Consider the following 21740-nt stretch of genomic DNA (forward strand, 5'->3'; position numbering starts at 1 on the left):
GATAATGTGTGGAAAATATCCATGTATAATGTCTATGTGAAACAGGACCTGATAGATGAATATCAGGTCCTGTTTTTTATTTAGTAGATACTAAATAGTCCGGTTAATCACTATTCATCTAAATACACTATACTAATAAAGTGAAATTTATTCGAAAAAAATTCATTAGTTAATACGTAACTAATTAAGAAACATTCATATACCAGCCCAAACATCTTTTCCATATCGCCCTTCATCTTGCACACGATCCAACCAATTTCTTGCTTCTTGTTCACTGACTTCATGAATTTCTTGATACGCTTGACAAAGGGTATCTTCTACATCCGGAGCCATTTTACTTCCATCACCACATATATAAAGATGAGCTCCATTATCTAATAACGAAATTAAATTGATTCTATCTTGTTTTATTAAATGCTGTACATATGTTTTTGGATGTCCCTCTAGACGAGAAAAAGCTGTGTGTAAAGAGATTAATCCATCTCTTTCATCATTTTCTAGTTCTGTACGATAGAGATAATCTTTTTCAGGATGACGACAACCAAAATATAGATGCGCTTGTCCTAAGTTAATACCTTTTTGCTTTTGAACACGACGCGCTTGCAAGAATCCACGGAATGGTGCAATTCCAGTACCTGGCCCAACCATAATAATTGGTGTTTCTGGATCTTTAGGCAATTCAAAGTTTGATTGTGGCGTTCGAATGAAACAGATAATCTCATCTTTACTATGACGCTGAGCTAAGTAATTAGAAGCGACGCCTTCATATGTCCCTTCTCCACTCCATGCAGGCGCATTAACAACACCGACCGTAATGCTCAGACGATTGTGTGCAACGAGTGGAGAGCTTGAAATAGAATAGTAACGCGGTTTGAGCGCAGGAAGAAGTTCTAAAAAGCGTTCAAATCGGATTTCACAAGCCTCATACTTTTCAAGAAGGTCCAACATTGAAATCCGTTTCCTTAGTATTTGTTCATGGTAAACTCCTTCTTCTAATAATGCTTCCAATTCTTTTTTATGAGGAGGACATGCTGTGAATGTTACCATTTCTCGTATTTGTGCTCGAGTGGCAGCTTCTTGAACTTCAACACTATAACTAAGAAGGTCCAATAAACTAACAGGACTGTCTAAAGGTATGTGATTTATACTTCGTCCACTTGCACTCAGTATAACTTGATCCTTCCCATTTAATCCAAAACGTTTTAAAATTCGGTTGATATTTTTCTCGCTATTAACTGGCAACACTCCAAGGTGGTCTCCTTCTTTATATGTAGCGCCTTCTGGCAAAGATACCTCGATATGTCGTGTACTTCTATCACTGCTGGGTGATTGGAGTTCACGATTTTCTAGTATAGATGCATAAACTGCTTCATATGTTCGTGCAAGAGGAGATCCTCCAAGACGACTAACAAATTGCAGACTCAAAGTACTGCGCTCTTTTTCCATATTTTTGTTGAGCTCCAATCCAAATGCCTTCATCGCATCAGACCACATGTTTTGTTTCCATTGCTCAAGCTGTTCCTCGAAATCACCACTTGCATCTGCTTCTCCGCGTTTAGAAAATCTTGTTGCTCCTTTTTGAGCCATCTGCTCATCAATGTATCTTGGAATCCGTTGGTAGGTACTAGCCCAATTATGATCTCCACAACCAAAAACTGCGTATTGAACCCCTTTTAGCTCATCGGGTTTTAGTTCCTCCAACCATTGCACAAACTGCCCTGCATTACTTGGCGGTTTTCCATTATAAGAAGAAGTCACAATAAGTACCGCTCCTTCTTTTGGCAAACTTCCAATTCGATCGTTAAGAGCTACCACTTCCGTTTGAACTCCTTCTAAACTAGCTGTATCTGCTAATTCTCTTGCAATACCTTCTGCTACACCTGTATCCGAGCCATACAGAACAAGAAGTGAAAGATTATCGGCCCCAATAATAGAAGGTGTCTTCTGGACGTGCTGCTTAATTTCATCGTTTTTCAGCTTGTCCTCTGTAGGTGCAAGAACAGTAGGATGACTAATAGTTTGTTTTCGGGGTAGAATCCTAATCTTAAAATCACCGGGCTTTAGCGTTAATGTTTGTTTTACGTCCAGCTGATAGTTTTGATAATCGATTAATTCAAAATGTTGAAGAAGCATTCCCATTACAAGAGTGGCTTCATGAAGTGCAAATTGCATACCGATACATGCTCTCTGGCCATTTCCAAATGGCTTATAAGCATGATGAGGAACCTTATCCAGCTCTTCAAATCGTTCAGGTTGGAATTCTTCTACATTGTCTCCCCATGCATCTTTATCCCTATGTAGCTGTGGAATAAGAACAGAAATACGATCTTCTCCTTTCTTAATTGGGTATTTCCCGCCAATCACTGTATTTTCTTTTGCATAGAGACTGAATGCTGGAGCGGTAGGCCATAGACGCAGTGATTCATTTAAAATCATCCGTATATACTTCAGTTTCATAACTTGTTGGTATGTTGGAGTAGGATCTGTCAAAACACGGTCTACTTCTTCATAGGCTTTTTTCAACTTATCCGGATTCTTTAATAAAAAGTAAATTGCAAAAGATAACAATCCACTTGTTGTCTCATGTCCAGCTATTAAAAAAGTGATAATTTGGAAACGAATGTTTTCATCATCTAGTTTTTCACCAGTTTCCGGATCTTGTACATTTAACATACGGGAAAGTAAATCATTTTCTTCCTGATTTCCACTACTTTTACGTTCAGCAATAATATTATCTACTAAAGAAAACATGGATTGAATATCATGCTGAAATTGACGTTTCGTTCTCCACATAAGTTTGTCTTCTATATCTAGCCGCTGCAATTGGTGCATCGCCTCATCTAGAGCACGGCTCATGCTAGTGATAAAAGGATGAGGGGTCTCACGATAAAAGCTATTAAATCGGTAATTAAAACCACATAGACCAATTGTATCTAACGTAAGGCGAGTCATATCCTCCGGAACATCTACGTTTTCATTCGGATTAAGCCGTGCCCATTTTTGAACGAGTTGTACAGCAAGATCGACCATCATGGCATGGTAATCTTTCATTGCCCGTTGGCTAAATGTAGGCATCAAAATATTATGAGCTTTTTTCCAGTTAGGCTCGTGAGTCTCGCTAGTAAATAATCCGTCCCCAGCAAAGGCACGAACTTTTGCTAAAGCACCATCTATACTTTTATCGAACCGTGTTTCGTCACAGACTTCTGCTACCAATTCATGTCCAGAAACGACAATGATGGTATCACTTAAAGTTTGAATTTGAAAAATGGGACCATACTCTTCCGCTATCTTGATAAAGGATAGCGTCGGTTTATCTTTATCGATTAATGGGAGATTACCCAGCGGTCCATATGTTTTCGGCTGAGGAATGGCAGATACTTTTTTTTCCATTTAAAACACCCTTTCAAAAAAGCATGAAATAAAGTGAAACTTTAATCAGTGGGGGTTTTGTTCATCCCCCACTGATTATTAGTTGAACCAATCGGGCTTTTACGGGCAGTTGATCCCCCACCTAACTTCTTTGCTTCCGCTAAATTTTGAGGTGGGGGTCTTACTGCCCGTTAATGCGGGATAAAATATCCCATTTAATAAAGAGGAAATAGCAACTAATCGCCTGGGATAAAGATATGTAATTGATTACCTTATTTTATCTTTTCCCTAACTATTCATGATTATGATATTACGTATAAGCTTGGCAATTAGATTTATAACTTGTAGAAAAATACTAAATTAAAATGAAGCGAATAAATATAGTTGGATCCTTTTAATGTTGGTGTTAAAAGATAATCTAAAATTATAATGTTTATGAGAAATTGCAAACGGATCTCATCTCTTGTATTTGTTTATAAAACAATCATTTTAATTCATTTTCTTCTAAAACACTCCAAAATAAAGAAGGTGACGAGCTTAAGATTGTAGTATTCGAAAAATCAGTAGTTTAGTTAAACCAATACGATAAGCAAGTATACCTTGTTATTAATGAAAGAGGACCTGATATGAACATCAGGTCCTCTTTTACTATATAATTATTTCCCTGCTTCTTTTAGTTTTTTCTAGCTTTAAATACCGGCGCCTTAGCAGCAAAAAAACTTGTAGGAATCTTTATCTAGCGTTTTATTCTTCTCTACCGATTTAACTTCTCGACAGCTTCCGCACTTGTATCTACACGTTTAACGAAAAAAACTAATAGTAGTGCAACAACATTCATGCCAAGCGCTACATAGAATGAATATTGAATTCCAGATAATAAAGCCTTCTGAGTTACTATTGCCTTCGTAGTTTCTGTGAAGGTTGTTGGATCTATATCAAACATTAGACTTTCAGCTTTTGTTTTTGTTACAGAATTCATAATCGTAACAAGAATAGCAGTACCAATCGAACCGGACACTTGTTGAGCTGTATTATTAACAGCTGTACCGTGCGGATTTAAACGAGTTGGTAATTGATTAAGACCATTTGTCATAAGTGGCATCATCACCATCGCCATCCCAAACATCCGCAGTGTGTAAATAAGAATAATATGTGTGTGACTAGAGTCGAGTTGCAGGTTTGCTAGCATATAAGTTGAAACAGCTGTAATGGAAAGCCCCACTATGCCAAGAATCCGAGGACCATATTTATCAAATAGTTTACCTGTAATTGGTGACATAATCCCCATTATAACCGCACCTGGAAGCATCATCAGCCCAGAGCTCAGCGGCGAAATACCACGGACGTTTTGTACATAAGCTGGTGTTAAAATCATACCCGAAAACATGGCCACCGCGTTAACAATTGCAATTACAGACGCAAGTGCAAACATTGGGTACTTGTAAACACGTAAATCCAATAACGGCTCATCCATTTTTAATTGACGAATAATGAAAGCAATTAGGGCAATAGCACCTATGATTAAGGTTGTTAAGACAACTTTATTTGTCCAACCATCGGAGCTTGCAGAACTGAATCCATATAACAAACCGCCAAAACCGACAGAAGATAATAGTAATGAGAGATAATCAAGTTTTGCATTTTTGTTTTGTTTCATGACATTCTCAGATTTCCAAATCCCTAACAGTAAGCTAATGATTGCTAACGGTAAAATCATTTCAAAAAGCAAACGCCAGTCATAATACTCTACAATATAACCTGATAGTGTCGGTCCAATTGCTGGAGCTGTAATCATAACTAGTCCAAAAATCCCCATTGCTGTTCCCCTTTTTTCTCTCGGAAAGCTTACTAGCATAATATTCATTAACAAAGGCCCCATAACTGAAGAGCCTGCCGCTTGAACCATCCGACCAGTAAGTAATAAACCAAAATTCGGCGCTACAGCCGCTAAGGCAGTACCAAGAATAAAAATCACCATAGAGGTAATAAATAGGCTTCTATTCGAGAAACGCGTTATTAAAAATGCTGATGCCGGAATTAATATACCACTTACAAGCATATACCCTGTAGAAAGCCACTGGATCGTTGAATAATCTTGAATGTCTAAATCTTTCATTATTGATGGCAAGGCTACATTTAAAAGCGAGTTATTTAGAAATGAAACAAATGCCCCAATAAAAAGAATTACAAGCATTAAATATGGTGGTTTTCTTTTATGTAATGTTTCACTCATATATTTAATTGCCCCTTCATTATAAATTTCATTGATTCGTTTAAATCGTTTACATATTTGCACAAAAAAACATTACCCTTGCAGTATTTTGCCAAACTCTTCGAATGGATATTCTCTTTTTAGCAATTCCACTTGCCCAACATAACATTTTAAAATCTTTTTGTTGATTAAACCTTTATAAAAATGTTTGTTAACGAAATTTAAATTAGGCTGAAATATATAAAAGAAGCAACTGAAAATACCCTTCTAAAATAAAGTGAAACTTTAAATCAACAAGTCCACACACCCATTCCTTTAAATACAGGCTTGTAGATCTAGTTATGTAACCATCCATAAAAAGGAATATTACATAGGCTAAGTCTAACATTACATTTTTAAAGTGAGGAGAATAAGCGTATGCACCAATATTGGTATTTGAATTCAAAGGGAAACGGGGAACAATATACTAACCAAATTTCATTATATTCACAGCCCGAAATAACTAAATCTGAGGTAATGAATGATTTGAAGCTTCCTGAGAATTGGAGTTACCGAGTCTATCCAGTTAGTTGGGATTCACCAGCCAATTATACGGGGTTCAGTCCCCAACCCCCTCCCTTCTCTTGGGGGCAGCCAATCAATTATGCAGGGATGATGCCCCAAGGACATCCCGATAATTGGACTCCACTACCAGGTCATGAAGGTTTTAATTTTCAAAAACCTTCCTTCCCCTGGGCGCAACCATTCAATCATACAGGGATGTTCGCACAAGGGCATCTTGCCGCTTTACTATCGCCGCCAACTAAGCCTTTTCATTTCAATACCAATAACTCGGGTGTTTTTGGAAACCCTCCAGGATGGGGTAGTCCGTGGGCCCCAATGGGATGGGGAAATAACGGAGGTAACGGTCAGCCAGGAATGCTTGGAAACTTACTTACAGCAGGAAAAGGCACCATGAGTGGAATAGGAATGATCAGTAGTCTAATCGGGATGGGGAAGTTCTTCTTTTAGTTAATTAAAGTGATAGAATTGGTCCGCAGCTCAGACATTCCAACAAAATATTTCATTTTCCATTGATTTAATGTTTTCAAACATGTACTCCTCAATATATTTATTGTGTGCTTCCAATACTCCATCCAAGTTCGTCTCCTTGTCTTTCAATTTATAAAAAAATCTGTTGCAACTCTTTAGACAACAATTCCAGTTCATAAAAAATCGATAAGTTCATAACAAAAACGCCATCTCTTCCTATGATTCTAGGGAAAGAATAGCGTTTTTGTTACGTAACAATTAAGTTGTTTCATTCTTGTTTATTCAATAATTTCATTGTCATTTCTCTGCATTTTTAGCCTGATAGCGATATGATCATAACCCGTAAAATGCCATTTCTTTTACTTATGCTTTGCTAAAAATTCTGTTATGCGACGATATACATATATTTCATTTTCTTTTTTTGAAAATCCATGCCCTTCATCGTCTAATACTAGGTATTCTACATCTACTCCTTGTTTTTGCAACGCTTGAAAAATTTGATCCGATTCTTCCTTTACAACTCGTGGATCATTTGCCCCTTGGATGATAAGGAGTGGTTTATTCATTTGATTTAAGTAAGTAATTGGTGAATCTTGTATAAGCTTATCTTTATCATTATTAATATCACCTATTAAATTAACTGCGAGCGGTTTCCAATTTTCAGGCATAGATTCGATAAAACTAAATAAATTGCTAGGTCCAAAAATGTCAATGGCTGCACGGAAATACTCTGAATGACGCCCGTGAAGCAATAAGGTCATATATCCTCCATAACTACCGCCCATAACAAATAACTTATCAGGAGTTGATATCCCCTGTTCAAATAACCATTCGATCCCTGCTACACAATCTAAACGCGGTGCTTCCCCCCAATCACCTTCAATCATTTTTGTAAACGTTGAACCATATCTTGTACTACCTCTAAAGTTTGGCGCAAAAATATTATATCCCTGCCTTAATAAATATTGAAATAATGCTCTGAAATCTTTCGTCTCAGCACTTTGTGGACCACCATGAGGCCAAAATATTGTATATCCGTTTTGTACTTCTCCTTTCGCCCGGAATAATAATGCTTCTATGTTTAACCCATCAAAAGAGGCATATGTTATAACATCCGGTTCAACAAAAGAAGATTCAGATAGACCAATAACATAGTTTTTTGTTAATGCTGCCCATTCTGCATCTCTATTTTTCTTGTAATAGATGTTTGCTGTTTTCGTCGCACTTTCACCTAGTAAATATAAATTTTCCGATTTTGTAATTTCAATTTGACTTATCGTATCTACCGGAGAATTCAATAGAATTAACTCTTTTTTATCCCATACAAATTTATATAACCTATCTGTAACACCTTTCGACGAAACAATGTAGCCATTTTTTGTTTCAGCATGCCATTTTATATCGGAAATATCTTCCTTCTCTATTTTACAGATTGGTTTGAATTCCTGTTTATTTAAATCAAAAGAAGCTACATAGGAAAACTCTTCTTCATAATTTGTAACGAAAATCACTGTATTTTCATCAATATAAGAAATGGAGCCTACAGTATGTTCTTTCTCAATGGAAGGTACTAAACAAATAAGTTCTTCTCCTTTTTTTACATATCCTACATTATATGTATTACTATATGACTTTAAAACAATGTAACTTGATTCATTCGGACTTACTGCCTCTACATATGTAGGTGTCTCCACACCAGTTAACAACAGCGTATCTTCTTTTGTGCGTATATTATAACAACGAGAGTTTAAGAACATTGGGTTATCTTTACTTGTGACATAGTATAATCGTTCCCCATCCTCTGTTAAATGCACAAAGTAATCCTTTTCTGTCTCTCCTGCTGGAATCAATTCAAGCAATCCACCACCCTCTGGTTTTAATGCATAAATATGATAATTTTCATCCCCATCTTTATCAAATCCAGCTAAAATAAATCGATTTAAAGAATCCATTTTAATAAAATTGCTTGATTGATTACAATATGTTAATGGATAAGGGGATAAATTGGGTAAATCCATCGCCCATAAATTAGAATGACCATTTAAGTTTGTACTAAAAATTAATTTCCCTTCATCTTCACTAACTGTAAACCTACCAATACTATAGGATCTAAAAAATTGTTCAGCATCTTCCATAGGAAATTGAATCATCTTTCTTCCTCCACTCTACCTTATATCTAAAAATTCAGAACATCTTATATATAAAGATTCTACATTTTCCTATTTATCCCTTTTGGGTTTTATTTAGATTTACTTCTACCTTCTACTTCTTCTTATTAACATTACATAACGATGCGGAGAGTTTTTTAAACAACTCCTCTTTTAGCCGTGAATATATCCTTTACTATTTCACGATTACTTCTCATTCGATATTTCTCACTAATTATCCCTCAAAGCGAAAAATAAGTGGGGAATTAGAGAGCAAAATCTACCATATACTTTTATTCAGCTAACTTCTCACCAGTAACAATCTTCATAAAAGCAGCTGCGTCTTTCTCTGCTAATTGAGCGTACTGATTATCCCCCGCCATTATTTCTAATTTATCCTTATTAGGACTAATCCACATTTGATATAAAACAGCTTTCGCTTCTATTTTCGGATTTTTAAACTGAAAAACAAACTGATAATCAGCTGAACGAGACATTTCCACCTTTTTATTTTCAAAGTTAGTATCATTTAATATTTTCTTTACTTGCAATACTTTATTCTTGTCTGTAATTACCTTCAAATCCTCATAATGATTATCACCAGCATATTTTTGCACTTCGATTGTTTGATTATGATTTCCTATATTATTTGAACAGCTGGTTACTACAAATAAACAAATCACGCTGAAGACTAAATACAAATTTCTCATTTGCATAGCGCTCTCCGCCTTTAGTGTATATAATAGTTCACTTCCATTACGCTTTTAAAATGTAAAATAAGAATACACCCCATAAGCCACAAATAAGATTAATAGAATAGAAATGCCGAGTACCGTATATATAATCCATTTTAAATTTGAATTCATATCATCCTCCTACCTCTCGATAATTCCAGTATATAACAAAAAAGCATTGGATACCCAATGCTTTTTACACTTACGCAAATAGAGACGTATTCGCATATAAAGCTGGTGAACCACCTGAATGTACGAATAAAATATTGTCTTCCTTATTAAAATTACCTTTTCTAATTAAGTCGATTAATCCCGCTACTGCCTTACCTGTATACACTGGATCAAGTAAAATACCTTCTGTTTTCGCAAGTAACTGAACTGCCTCTACCATTTCCGGCGTTGGTAACGCATAGCCTGGTCCTACATATTCATCAAAGCACATAACAGCGTCGCGCGGGATAAAGTTTGGAATACCAACGTGTGCTGAAGTTTCATCTACAAGTTTTGCTACTTTCTCTTCTTGCTCAGCTTTTCCTCTACTTACATTAATCCCGATTACAGGAATATGGCTTTGTGTTCCAGAAAAACCAGTAATTAAACCAGCATGCATACCGCCGCTACCACTTACACAAACAACTGAACTGAAATCAATTCCTTGCTCAAATGATTGCGCCATAATTTCTTGCGCACAAGCAACGTATCCCATTGCGCCCGTAGGGTTTGATCCACCAACTGGAATTACATATGGTGTACTACCTTTTTCACTTACTTCTTTCGCTACTTTATTCATCTCTTCCATCAGGTCTGCTCCGTTCGGTACAACAATGACGTTTTCAGCACCTAATAAGTGATATAAGAAATAGTTTCCGTTAAAGTCTCTCTTCTCTTCTGGCTCAAGCCCTTCCTCTAATACAAGAATACATTTCATTTTTTCTTTTACTGCAGCAGCAAGTGTCAGGCGGCAATGATTTGACTGAATACCACCAGCTGTAATTAACGTATCTGCACCCTTTTCCTGTGCATCCGCAACTAAAAATTCTAACTTTCTCGTCTTATTACCACCGGCTGTTAAACCAAGTAAATCATCTCGTTTAAAATAAATAGCCGGGCCACCAAGTGCTTCAGAAAAATTGTTTAACTTTTCAATTGGTGTATATGATTCTGTATATTTTTTTCTCGGGAATTTAGCTAAATTCATTGTAACGCTCCTTTTGTACTTCTTTCACAATATATGTAACGTTACTATTATTACATGTAAAAATGGTGAAGTCACCTTTCTGGGTTAAAAATGTATTAGAATTTCATTTTGATAAGTAAAACCGTATTAATGATTTTAACTTAATTACGGTACATGAAATTTACATCAACGATTTTTTTAATATATCGTTCATTACTTACAATATATCAACGATTTTTCAAATATATCGATCGTAACTTGCAGTATATCAACGATTTTCTTAATATATCGATCTATCGACAAAAAACGACAGACAGGCAACCCCTTTCTCATCAACAAAAAAAGAGCCCACACATTCAAATGCAGACTCCCTCCAATCACTTATTTACCGAAAAACGAAGTAACTGCGTTAATCCCGGCTCTAAATTCATTTCACCTTTATGACGTACGTATACAGTTTTATCTCCATCAAATTTCGGAGGATTTGCTTGACTATACGTATGCCACTCATTCGTTCCTTCTATAGAATACTCCATATATTCATTTGCACCGACAATTATATTTTTACGATCATCTGCCGTTACATTTGGTGCCATCTGCGCAATTTTTGAATCACTAATTAATAACTTCTTTATATCCTTATCACGTTTGTAATCGTAAGCTGTCACAATTACATCGTTACCATATGCTTTCACTTGTAACCCTTGTTTAAATGAATAGCCATCTGGAGCAGTTTTCTCTCCTCCATTTGGTCCTGCTGACATCCAGCCTGTTTCAATCCCGCCCGTATTTACAACAGTAAAACCTTTTTCATCTCCGCCTGTAATTTTCTTTTTACCAGCCCAGTCAGATAAGTTTAAATCCCAATGTGTATGACTCGTGAAGAAAACAACTTGCGGATAGTCTTTTAATATATCGTACAATTTATCCATGTTTAAATAATCTTGTAAATATGGTGATTGTCTTGATCCAGATACTGTATCAGGTAAAACGTGATGAGAGAAAATAAAGATTGGCTTATTTTTATCTTTTTGACTATACTCTTCTAAATTTTGTTTTAACCAACCTAATTGCTCATCACTCATATATACTTCGTCCCACATTTTTGAATCGTGGTATTTCATATATTTTTCAGTTCCTAAAAATAAAAGTGGATAGCCATCTAATTCTTTTTTATGATATACCTTTTCTTGTCCACTAAATTTCAGATAGCGGTTAAATAAAGTTTCCTCATTTACACCATTTGGCCATGTACTTTGAGAGAGTTTCCCATCTGCTGTCCATTTACCAGCATAAAACTCATGATTCCCAACAGTAGACCATACATTTTCTGGATGCTTATTTTTATTTAACACACGCTTTACATCATCATATTGTGACTGTTTTCCAGTCGGCGTTATATCCCCATTCATAATAAGCGCTCTAGAAAGTGGCGTCACTTTGTTCATATCTTTTAGCACATGATCAAAATCCCCTAAATCACCTTGAATATCACTAATAACATTAAAAGTTGTAGCTGATTTTCGGGCTTGCTCTTTCCCTTCCGCATGCACTGAAAACGTCGGTAATAATGCCGCCATAACTGCTAACGAAGCAACTGTCTTTTTCATACAAATTCTCCCCCTAATAATAGAATGTACAAACTGACATGTTCTGCTTTCTCTTAGGTGCTTGTCCAATTCACATTATAGGGGGCGATTGTAAAGATTAATGGAATAAAAAATTAAGTGTTTTTTAAGAGATTTTGTCTTTTTTTCACACTCCACAATTAGTAATTCGCGCCAATCTAGCTTTCTAGTCTTTAACATTACATAAATGTAAATGAATATGATGAATCTCTTCGTTTGATATGTTGTCTTTTTAATCTTTGTTATATAACCGCCACAAAATACGCTCTCTTTTCAAGTTCTCTTCATTTAATAACCGTTACTCCCCTTCTAGTTCGCTTTAAAATTATAAATCGGCTTAATAATATGTTTAATATCAATTGTTTCTTTTGTATTCTTAATAATTTCATCCATTGGCTTATATACCATTGGTGCTTCATCTAAAGTACTTTCTGCAACAGATGTAGTCCAAACCTCTGTCATTGTATTTTGAAAATCCTCTAAGTTAAGTACTTCTTTCGCCTTCTTACGGCTCATAATACGTCCTGCTCCATGAGGGCCAGAAAAGTTCCAATCTGGATTTCCTTTACCAAATGCAATGATAGAACCGTCTCTCATATTAATTGGAATGATTACTCGTTCATCTTTCTGAGCTGAAATAGCACCTTTTCGTAGAATCATATTTTCCATATCGATGTAGTTATGAATTGTAGTGAATTGATCGGTTACATTCCAATCCATTTTAGTGACGATTTCATCAATCATTGCTTTACGATTTAACTCCGCATATTTTTGAGCAATTTTCATATCATTCATGTAATCTTTAAATCCTTGTCCTTCTAAATAAGCTAATTCTTTGCGAATCACCGGTTTCTTAATTTCACGTAAAGCTTCATGTATTTCTTGTTGTCTACCTTCTTTCGTTAAACGTTCAATGATTTCTTCTTTAATAGATTTAACATTTATAAGTTGCTCGTAAGCAAAGTTTTGATAATACTCTGCTACCTGTTTCCCTAAATTACGCGAACCACTATGAATGACAATGTATACATTCCCTTTATCATCCTCATTCAGTTCGACAAAATGATTGCCCCCGCCAAGTGTACCAATACTTTTTTGAGCACGTTGCAATGTAAACGGGGCTCTTACACTATCAAAATCTATCATTTTTGAAAATCTATGTTCCTTATCTCGAATACGAAAACCACTTGGGACAAATTTACGTATCGTTTCGTCTAAGTGATCGAAGTTGATTTCCTCTTTTTTCTTATTAATCATAACAACTTCCATGCCACAACCAATATCGTACTTACCTCTCAGTTTCCTGAAAGAGTGGACTATACCTTCTCTACAGTCATCGAGATATGCAGTCTCTACTGTAGGCTCACCGTATTAATTATTCCTCTTCAATTCAAAATGGATGAGGAATAATTCTGTACCTTAGTCTGCTAACATCGTACAAGTCTCTGAACCATTCGATTATGTCACCATAACCACTGGCTGCTGATTGCCCTCGCCTTTTATCGTTAGGGTTCCCAGTCAATTGAGTGAGTAGTTTAAAGTCTGAGCCGATTAGTTAACCCCGACTAAATTAGGAACAATTTTATCTTGAATCGTCATTGTTGTCCCAATCGTACAACCTGCGCCCGCATGTGTATCTGGCATAATACGAATCTTGCTATCCTTTACGAATTGTTGGTTACAAAGATCAATAATTTGACCTGCTGCAGTTTTTTCTACATTCGTAGTAAACACTTTTGCTTCATTGTATTTCCCTTGTAATTTCAACATCTTCTATTTCCCCTTTCCTTTAGTTTCTACAAAACATTAATTTATAGATATTATATATTTATAATTATATTTTCCACCACTACAGCTCATTTCCTTTTTTATAAAAAAAGACATAGAGATTCCTCCCCATGCCTACTAATTTCCTACCTTTTCACCGCATGTACATAATGTACTGTCTCAAAAGCTTCTAAATAATCGTTTCGTCCTTCAAAATATAATACATCAATATCCTCTGGTAATAAATGCTCATAAATGAGTAAGCCCGCCTTCTCTAACAGTGCTTCCATTTCAGTATAAGAATAACATGATTTCATCGGTTCTCCGCCTACCTCAGCCATTTTCACCATATTTTCAACTCGATTGGACAGTCCCTTTTCCGTAAATAAGTTTTCATCGGGATAATCAAAAACGATAGAACTACCTGCCGGAACCATCTCGAATAAACATTCTAATAAACTAGCAAGTTCCTCTTTCGTTAAATAGTACGTAACACCTAAAAGGCTAAAGAAAGTCTTTTTATTTTCAAATCCTTCATTGCGTAACTGTTCATAGGAAAATCCTTTCGTAAAATCCATTGAAACAAAATGAAGGTTATTTGGAACTTCAATTTCTACTTCTTTTATTCTTTCCTTCTTAAACGCCTGCGTAGAAGGATGATCCACTTCAAATATTTCTATTTTATTTTCTAATTCTCGGTGTCTAAAACTGAACGTATCTAAGCCTGCACCGAGTATGACGTATTGTTTCGCTCCTAATGTAATTTCATGTAGTAATACTCTTTCACAATATGCAGCACGTGCTAAAGGTGTTGGTGATAACTGAACTTGCGTAATCCATTTTAATATTTCTTTTGGATTGTCTTGAAACTGCTCTGCAATGTCTTTATTGAAAAAGTGAATCCCTTGAACCATGTTCGTTTCAATATTGTTACGTTCTTTTTGTGAAATGAAATCTTTAGCTACATAATCATCAAAGATTTTAGGATTATCAAATTCACTATGATACGCCCTTCCGAAAGCTGATACTAACGACGTTACACTTGCTTCACCTTGTTTCACGCACATACACTCTCCTTCATTTTCACAACAAAAATAGGGTTCCCCTGGCCAGGAGAACCCTATTATACACCTTATTTTTATATTGGTAAATTATAGCATAAATAAGTTTTTTTGTCAAGTTTTCAACCTACTAACGCTCCAACAATTTGTGTAATCTCTAGCAGGAAGACTTCGATCTACACCGAATATTCCAGTTTATAACAACACAAATGGAGGGCGTCATGAAAAGATTAGTCATCATTACAGTAGGGAAAACACACAGTGGAAAAACTACATTTGCAAAAGAGCTAGAAAAAGAGTTACCTAATTCTTTTATTATGGACCAGGACAACCAAGCTGAATTTATTAACACACATTATGAAAAATTACAGCCGACAGAAGGTTCAAATATACTAAAGCACGGTCTTTCAAAATTCATTGTTGATTATGCGAAAGAACATACAAATTTACACCTTATTATTTGTAACTCCAATCGCAGTAAAAACGGAAGATTCTATTTACTAAACGAAGTATTTCCACAAAATGAATATATACGCATACTCGTTCATTTTGCCATTCCAGATGATGTACTTTATGAAAGAGTAGGCCTTAGTAAACGAAGTACAAATATTTTTAGGGGAAACTATTCCAGTTTCAAAGAAGTCCTCCACCGCCAACAAGTTAAATCACTACATGAAGACGTAGTAGATCCTATAGAAAATGAAGCTGATTATTTGTTTGTTATTCGTAACAGTAAGGATGTAAACTCTACTATATTAAAAATTGTCCATCTTGCTAAAGAGTTCTCCCCTACTCCAAAATAAGAGACTATAAAAATTACATAATCATAGATTATTATGCAAATACTTCCTCTAGACGGCGCAGATGGTATATAATGATGGAAGAATCTACTTCTATATGCTCATTTTTACACAAAACAGCTCATGCATATGAAAGAAAAGAGGTACAAAAATATGAAAACAAAACAAACAATCGCTGCGTCTACACTAGCTTTAGCAATGATTGCTGGCGCAAACTCTGCTCATGCAGAAGTAAATGATGCTACTCCTCAGCAAAGTACGGGAGATCGATTAGCTGAAATTAAGCAACATAAACAAGAGTTAGATGCGAAATTACAGCAACACAAAGAAAATGTGGATCAAACATTAAATGAACTTAACAAAGTTAAGGAAAATGTTGATACTAAGGTGAATGAACTACATGAACGTAAACAAGTTGCTGATGAAAAAATTAACGAGATTAAACAACATAAACAAGAGTTAGATGCAAAACTTCAGCAAGACAAACAAATCGCCGAAGATAAAATCGCTGAAATTAAAGAGCATAAAAAACAAGTAGAAGATAAAGTTGCTGAAGTAAAAGAGCATAAGCAAAATATCGATAACAAAGTTAATGAGATTAAAGAACATAAACAAACTGTCGATGAAAAAGTGAATGAAATGAAGCAACATAAAGAGAACATTGATCAAAAGGTTAATGAACTTAAGGAAGTTAAAAAACAAGTAGATGAAAAATTAGCTGAGTTAAAGAAAGCGAAACAAACTGCTGAAGACAAACTCGCTGAACTAAAAGAAAACAAGCCGAATACTGGTAACACGTTAGAGGAACTTAAGAAAATTAAAGGCAATTTAGACAGTCTTTCCGCTAACTTAGAACTAGCTAAACAAGATGTAAAAAACAAACTAGCTGAATTACAAAAGGCTAGAGAAGATTTACTAAATAAAATTAACGAAATTAAACAATCGAAACAAACTGTTTCAGACGATTTAACAAAGAAAAAACAAGACTTAGATATTAAAATCAACGACTTTAAGCATACTGAGAAAAAAATTGACGACAAATTAGCTGAGTTACATACAACGAAGCAAAATGTTGATAACAAGATTAATGAAGTATCACAGTCTAAACAAACGCAAACAGATAATGGTACTAAAAACAATAACGCTAAAGAACTTCCTAACGCTGGTAGCGAGCAATCAAACAATATGGCTCTAGGAATGCTATCTGTATTAGGCGGGATTTTATTACTTACTCGTAATAAAATTAAAACGTTATTCTCTAAATAAATCCATTAAAAAAAGGAAAACCGCACATACAGGTACGGTTTTCCTTTTTTTATATTAACTGTCCATCTCGAAGCGTCAATATACGATCACATACATCAAGCATTCTTTCATCATGTGTAATCATAATTGCTGCTTTTTGGCTCTCTTTCACTTCACGTTTCATCATTTCAACAACTTCACGTGCGCGTTTTGAGTCTAAGCTTGCCGTTGGCTCATCCGCTAATATTAAATCTGGGTTGTTCATGAACGCACGAGCAATTGCTACCCTTTGTTTTTCCCCACCAGATAGTTGATTTGGATAATGATTTTTTCTTTCTCCTAATCCAAATGCCGCTAATAAATGATCCGCACGCTTTTCTGATTCTTGTTTACTTTCTTTTTTTAGCTTTGCAATGTAAAGCAATTGTTCTTTCACATTTAAATATGGAACAAGATTTGCGAACTGGAAAATGAAGCCGATTTTTTTCAAACGAATGTCTGTCATTTCCTTTTCTGATAGCTTCGTAATATTTTGCTCACGAATGTAAATATCCCCTTTTGACGGTGATAATAGTGCACCCGCGATTGATAATAATGTACTTTTCCCTGATCCAGAAGGACCGACGATTCCGATAAACTCTCCAGCTTTCACATCAAGCGACATCGGATGAAGGGCTGTTACTTCCGTATTCCCTTCTCCGTACACTTTACTTACTTTGTCTAATTTCAATAATGAAGTCATTACATCCCGCCTCCAATTGCTTCTAATGCATCAACTTTTAATACTTGGTATAACGAAATAAGTGTTCCTAAAATACTAATTACGATAAAGATTGCTGCGTATTGTGCAATCATCGGTGTTGTTAATAAGAACGGCATACCCGCTGGTAAAATTTGTTCTAATCCTTGTACAAGAACGATACTAATTACCATCGCAACGACTGATAAGAATAACGCCTGTACGACTAAACTATTTGCTAAATACGAGTTCTTCGTACCAATTGCTTTTAATACACCTAATTGCTGTGTTTTTTGTAGTGTAATAACATAGAAGAATACACCGATTAATAACGCAGCGATCACAAGTAAGAACGCAATGATCATCGTTAAAGTTCCTTGCTCTTCTTTAAATCCTGGAATACTTTGCAGTACTTCTTTTTTATCGATAACGTGAGCATTTTTAATTTCTTTATCTGTGTTAAGTGCAATTGCACTATAATCTTTTTGGTTTGGTTGTGAAATAGATCCCCATACGTCTTCATTTACATAAACGACTGGTGTATGGCTAAACATTTGATCTTTCGTAAATCCGACGATTGTAAATTCTTTCTTTGAAACAGGATCGATAATTGTATCCCCAATATCGATTCCTTTTTCTTTAATTGATTCATCAGCAACCATTTCATTATTTGCTGTACCTAATTTCTCACCTTTTACAATGTTCGGTTCTAAAAATGAATCGCGTTCACTTGAAAAAATAGCGATATCAACCTTTTTCGAACTATCTTTCTTTTCATATGTTGAAACTTTCACACGAAACGGAACTGCCTCTTTCTCGCCTACTTGACTTACTACATTATCTACATCGTCTTTCTTAATTTGTGAACGAAGTAATTTATTTTCCGCATCATCTGCTAAAACGAACTTATTTGCCTCCATATTTTGAATCGATGAAGCATTATCATATGATAATCCATTTGCTAATCCTGAAATAACAAGGACTAAAAATGATAGTAACACCATAATGAGTCCGATTAATCCGTATCTTAATTTTGATTGTTTCAATTCACGCAGAGCTAAAAACATTTCGCTCGCTCCTTCCTCTTTCTTTCTATGCACTAATCATAAAAAAGAAATATGAACGGAATATGAACAGAAGATTACAGAGTAAAAAAAGAATTTTTCTGAAAGTATTGAAAATAAATAGAATCCTTGATACAATTCAGTCAAATAATATTGACCGAGTAATTTAATTCAAGGAGTTGATCATGTTGAAGTCCGTATTAACACTAACTACTTATAGCCAACTAAAAGCATTAAGCGATCCACTACGTGCCGAAATGATGATACGTCTATGCGAACGTCCTTATACTGGACAATTACTATCTGAGAAATTCGGCATTTCAAGGGCGAAAATTCATTATCATTTAAAAGAATTAGAAAAGAATGGTCTTATAGAGATCGTTTATACAGAAGAAAAGAATGGGATTATTCAAAAGTTTTATCAATCTGTCGCTAAAGGCTTCACCCCTGCTACAGATCTATTACCTCATTTAGAAATATTAAGCGAATCAGGTCGCCAAATCTTTTTACAAATGATAGAAAGAACGAAAAGCCAAATTCTCGCTGCACCAGAAGAAGCTTTTACATTACGAAATGCAAGTGAAGATCCAGCTAAGTGGAATTACGTTTCATCCTGCTGGGAATTTGATGCTACGCCAGAACAATTTCAAGTGTGGGTGAAAAAGTTTCATCAATTGATGGCTGAATTAAACGAAATTACAAAAGGTGCAGATAAAGATCCGAATAGTAAACCTTATTATATTTCTACTACTGCACTTCAAATCGCTGAGAGAACAATGCAGCAATTTATTAAAAAAGAAGAAAAATCGTAATACGATTTTTTTTACATAAACGGTCAAATTTATTTTACTGAATAAATTTATTATAAAGGAGTAGATAAAGTGGACATATTAAAAAACCGGAATTTCCTCTTATTATTTTTAGGAAGAATTTTCACCAACATAGGAGATAGTTTGTATTATGTAGCCGCGATGTGGCTCGTATACAAATTAAGTGGTAATCCTTTTTATTCTGGATTGGCTGGTTCCCTTACGTTATTACCTTCTGCATTACAATTTCTTACTGGTCCATTCGTTGATAGATGGTCCATTAAAAACACCCTCGTCATCACACAAGTTTTGCAATGCATTCTTATTTTAATCATTCCTATTACACACTACTTCGACCTATTAACAGTCCAACTACTACTCATCATCATGCCCATCTTAGCCTTTATCGAACAATTCGCCTATCCCGCACAGTCAAAAGCTTTACCACTTCTACTGCATAAAACACAATTATTAAAAGGAAATTCACTTTTCTCATTTGCATACCAAGGCATTGATTTAATTTGCACGACTCTTTCCGGAATATTAGTAGCACTATTTGGCGCAATTACTTTATATGTGATCGACTCTTTTACATTTGCGATTACTGCCCTTTTGTTCGTTTCATTGAAAATGCCAAAACAAACCGAAGCAAACACAGTACTTTCAACTAAGCAATATTTCACTGATTTAAAAGAAGGGTTTTCAATCGTCTTTCGTTCCTTAATGGGCGTCTTCTTAATCGGTTCCGTTGTCGCTAATTTTTCAATCGGTATGACGATGGCCATACTCCCTTCTTTCGCTGATTCTTTAGGTGGTGTGAGATTATATGGGTTCTTTTTAGCCGCTATATCAGCCGGTTGTTTAATTGGAGCACTATTCAGTTCATGGGTTGGTAAACATAATGTTGGCCGTGTCTCCATTATTAGCTTCGCAACTGGCGCTTTCTTTTGGTTTCTCTCTACGATTGTACCATTTCAATGGTTATCCATTTTTTTATTCGGCTTAGCTTGGATACCAATTGGTGCGACCAACATATTATTTGTGACAATTGGTCAAATTGTAATTCCAAACCAATATCTTGGGCGCATCAATTCAGTCACACGGAGCATGGGCACAATTGCTATGCCGCTCGGCTCTTTAATTGGCGGATACACTGCGAATGTATATAGTAGCCAACTTATTTTCGCGCTTGCTAGCATTGGGATTTTATTCATTTCCCTCGTATGGCTACTTCATCCGAAATTACGGGCTTTTCCAAAAGCTGATGAAATTACAGCGGATACTTTTGAGCTTCGGTTTAAGGAAGAACGCGGGAAAGGTGCGGCTTTATAGCAGAAACAAGCATAACCCCGTTCTAAATTTAGAACGGGGTTATGCTTGGATGTTAAGTTTTATTCAATAATAACGCCTTTAATAGAACGATCTAAAAAGTTCAATCAACGTTTTGCTGGCCATGCCCCCTGCATTTTCCTTAATTGAATAATTTGGCCCGTATGATAGGCATCATGAAGCATGATATCCAGTAATTTCCCCTCAAGTGAATTTTGTTCAAGCTCTTTTTCAGAAATTGCACTCAATACCTGTCTTAAATTACGTTGAGCATTTTCAGAACGTTCAACGACTTTCTTCCATTCTTTCTCATCATTAGATTGATTGGTAAGATAGAAGGTTTCACCACCATCGAGATTATTTGTCCATTCACGGCCTTCCAAGTTTGCAGCAAGTCGCTCTTTGTAATAAGTGAGATGATTAACGTTCTCCCAAATGGTATTCGTTACCTCTCCTGATGGTTTCCACATAGCCTGTTCGGCTGTAAGCCCTCCTATAGCATGTTTAAACGGTGCATACCAACTCTCTTTATCAAATGTTGAATCTAGTGCGTTTAATAACAAGTCAATTCGTTTCAAAGTAATTTCCTCCCTACACAGTTCAAGTTTTAATACACTCCCTCTA

16 protein-coding genes and 1 pseudogene are annotated in these 21740 nt (G+C 35.5%); 5 read left to right on the plus strand and 12 right to left on the minus strand.

Features of this window, described 5'->3' with window-relative positions; all coding sequences use genetic code 11:
• Positions 1 to 195 precede the first annotated feature (195 nt).
• Both cypD and AC1Q8L_RS17960 read right to left on the minus strand, forming a co-directional pair.
• Positions 196 to 3393, minus strand: a complete 3198-nt coding sequence (gene cypD / locus AC1Q8L_RS17955; RefSeq protein WP_000412761.1) for a bifunctional P-450/NADPH--P450 reductase — start codon at positions 3391 to 3393, stop codon at positions 196 to 198.
• Positions 3394 to 4126: 733 nt separating this feature from the next.
• Positions 4127 to 5605: a DHA2 family efflux MFS transporter permease subunit gene (locus tag AC1Q8L_RS17960; protein WP_000005101.1), complete on the minus strand. Its 1479-nt coding sequence runs from the start codon at positions 5603 to 5605 to the stop codon at positions 4127 to 4129.
• Between the two features lie 396 nt (positions 5606 to 6001).
• Between AC1Q8L_RS17960 and AC1Q8L_RS17965 the strand changes: the two genes are divergently transcribed.
• A complete protein-coding gene (locus AC1Q8L_RS17965) occupies positions 6002 to 6595 on the plus strand; it encodes a hypothetical protein (protein ID WP_000554433.1) in 594 nt (197 codons plus the stop codon).
• Between the two features lie 380 nt (positions 6596 to 6975).
• Here AC1Q8L_RS17965 and AC1Q8L_RS17970 read toward each other — a convergent pair whose 3' ends face one another.
• The 7 genes and pseudogenes from AC1Q8L_RS17970 to AC1Q8L_RS18000 all read right to left on the minus strand — a co-directional run bounded on the left by AC1Q8L_RS17970 (position 6976) and on the right by AC1Q8L_RS18000 (position 15136).
• The gene (locus tag AC1Q8L_RS17970) at positions 6976 to 8766 is read right to left on the minus strand and encodes a S9 family peptidase (protein ID WP_000614108.1); all 1791 of its coding nucleotides are present in this window, start codon (positions 8764 to 8766) and stop codon (positions 6976 to 6978) included.
• A 290-nt stretch (positions 8767 to 9056) separates the two neighbouring features.
• Positions 9057 to 9479, minus strand: a complete 423-nt coding sequence (locus AC1Q8L_RS17975; RefSeq protein ID WP_001178454.1) for a YhfM domain-containing protein — start codon at positions 9477 to 9479, stop codon at positions 9057 to 9059.
• A 220-nt stretch (positions 9480 to 9699) separates the two neighbouring features.
• A complete protein-coding gene (gene cuyA / locus AC1Q8L_RS17980) occupies positions 9700 to 10695 on the minus strand; it encodes a D-cysteate sulfo-lyase (protein WP_001046575.1) in 996 nt (331 codons plus the stop codon).
• A 356-nt stretch (positions 10696 to 11051) separates the two neighbouring features.
• Positions 11052 to 12284: a DUF4073 domain-containing protein gene (locus AC1Q8L_RS17985; RefSeq protein WP_000754285.1), complete on the minus strand. Its 1233-nt coding sequence runs from the start codon at positions 12282 to 12284 to the stop codon at positions 11052 to 11054.
• 327 nt (positions 12285 to 12611) lie between these two features.
• Positions 12612 to 13571 carry an RtcB family protein gene (locus AC1Q8L_RS17990; RefSeq protein WP_000454386.1) on the minus strand — a complete coding sequence of 320 codons (960 nt, stop codon included), beginning with the start codon at positions 13569 to 13571 and terminating at the stop codon, positions 12612 to 12614.
• A 285-nt stretch (positions 13572 to 13856) separates the two neighbouring features.
• Positions 13857 to 14072, minus strand: a pseudogene (locus tag AC1Q8L_RS17995) (RtcB family protein); the annotation flags it as partial.
• A gap of 143 nt (positions 14073 to 14215) precedes the next feature.
• A complete protein-coding gene (locus AC1Q8L_RS18000; protein ID WP_098311824.1) occupies positions 14216 to 15136 on the minus strand; it encodes a class I SAM-dependent methyltransferase in 921 nt (306 codons plus the stop codon).
• 215 nt (positions 15137 to 15351) lie between these two features.
• Here AC1Q8L_RS18000 and AC1Q8L_RS18005 point away from each other — a divergent pair, with 215 nt between their 5' ends.
• Both AC1Q8L_RS18005 and AC1Q8L_RS18010 read left to right on the plus strand, forming a co-directional pair.
• Positions 15352 to 15933, plus strand: a complete 582-nt coding sequence (locus tag AC1Q8L_RS18005) for an AAA family ATPase (protein WP_000826974.1) — start codon at positions 15352 to 15354, stop codon at positions 15931 to 15933.
• Positions 15934 to 16083: 150 nt separating this feature from the next.
• A complete protein-coding gene (locus AC1Q8L_RS18010; RefSeq protein WP_065229084.1) occupies positions 16084 to 17196 on the plus strand; it encodes an LPXTG cell wall anchor domain-containing protein in 1113 nt (370 codons plus the stop codon).
• A 49-nt stretch (positions 17197 to 17245) separates the two neighbouring features.
• On the opposite strand, the gene AC1Q8L_RS18015 is transcribed toward AC1Q8L_RS18010, so the two are convergent.
• On the minus strand, positions 17246 to 17917 hold the full coding sequence (locus tag AC1Q8L_RS18015) for an ABC transporter ATP-binding protein (RefSeq protein WP_000202606.1): 672 nt from the start codon (positions 17915 to 17917) through the stop codon (positions 17246 to 17248).
• Complete coding sequence (locus tag AC1Q8L_RS18020) at positions 17917 to 18981, minus strand: ABC transporter permease (RefSeq protein WP_000477773.1); 1065 nt, start codon at positions 18979 to 18981, stop codon at positions 17917 to 17919. The genes AC1Q8L_RS18015 and AC1Q8L_RS18020 overlap by 1 nt, the downstream gene beginning before the upstream one ends.
• A gap of 185 nt (positions 18982 to 19166) precedes the next feature.
• On the opposite strand from AC1Q8L_RS18020, the gene AC1Q8L_RS18025 reads away from it, so the two are divergent.
• Both AC1Q8L_RS18025 and AC1Q8L_RS18030 read left to right on the plus strand, forming a co-directional pair.
• Positions 19167 to 19790 carry an ArsR/SmtB family transcription factor gene (locus AC1Q8L_RS18025; protein ID WP_025118647.1) on the plus strand — a complete coding sequence of 208 codons (624 nt, stop codon included), beginning with the start codon at positions 19167 to 19169 and terminating at the stop codon, positions 19788 to 19790.
• A gap of 69 nt (positions 19791 to 19859) precedes the next feature.
• Positions 19860 to 21119, plus strand: a complete 1260-nt coding sequence (locus AC1Q8L_RS18030; protein WP_016512572.1) for an MFS transporter — start codon at positions 19860 to 19862, stop codon at positions 21117 to 21119.
• A 104-nt stretch (positions 21120 to 21223) separates the two neighbouring features.
• Here AC1Q8L_RS18030 and AC1Q8L_RS18035 read toward each other — a convergent pair whose 3' ends face one another.
• A complete protein-coding gene (locus tag AC1Q8L_RS18035; RefSeq protein ID WP_000820992.1) occupies positions 21224 to 21694 on the minus strand; it encodes a DinB family protein in 471 nt (156 codons plus the stop codon).
• Positions 21695 to 21740 lie beyond the last annotated feature (46 nt).

The organism is Bacillus sp. GW823-FHT06A11 (assembly GCF_058795355.1).

Coding starts and splice junctions, on each gene's coding strand:
- cypD (WP_000412761.1), bottom strand. CDS start 3,393: ATGGAAAAAAAAGTATCTGCCATTCCTCAGCCGAAAACATATGGACCG.
- AC1Q8L_RS17960 (WP_000005101.1), bottom strand. CDS start 5,605: ATGAGTGAAACATTACATAAAAGAAAACCACCATATTTAATGCTTGTA.
- AC1Q8L_RS17965 (WP_000554433.1), top strand. CDS start 6,002: ATGCACCAATATTGGTATTTGAATTCAAAGGGAAACGGGGAACAATAT.
- AC1Q8L_RS17970 (WP_000614108.1), bottom strand. CDS start 8,766: ATGATTCAATTTCCTATGGAAGATGCTGAACAATTTTTTAGATCCTAT.
- AC1Q8L_RS17975 (WP_001178454.1), bottom strand. CDS start 9,479: ATGCAAATGAGAAATTTGTATTTAGTCTTCAGCGTGATTTGTTTATTT.
- cuyA (WP_001046575.1), bottom strand. CDS start 10,695: ATGAATTTAGCTAAATTCCCGAGAAAAAAATATACAGAATCATATACA.
- AC1Q8L_RS17985 (WP_000754285.1), bottom strand. CDS start 12,284: ATGAAAAAGACAGTTGCTTCGTTAGCAGTTATGGCGGCATTATTACCG.
- AC1Q8L_RS17990 (WP_000454386.1), bottom strand. CDS start 13,571: ATGGAAGTTGTTATGATTAATAAGAAAAAAGAGGAAATCAACTTCGAT.
- AC1Q8L_RS18000 (WP_098311824.1), bottom strand. CDS start 15,136: ATGTGCGTGAAACAAGGTGAAGCAAGTGTAACGTCGTTAGTATCAGCT.
- AC1Q8L_RS18005 (WP_000826974.1), top strand. CDS start 15,352: ATGAAAAGATTAGTCATCATTACAGTAGGGAAAACACACAGTGGAAAA.
- AC1Q8L_RS18010 (WP_065229084.1), top strand. CDS start 16,084: ATGAAAACAAAACAAACAATCGCTGCGTCTACACTAGCTTTAGCAATG.
- AC1Q8L_RS18015 (WP_000202606.1), bottom strand. CDS start 17,917: ATGACTTCATTATTGAAATTAGACAAAGTAAGTAAAGTGTACGGAGAA.
- AC1Q8L_RS18020 (WP_000477773.1), bottom strand. CDS start 18,981: ATGTTTTTAGCTCTGCGTGAATTGAAACAATCAAAATTAAGATACGGA.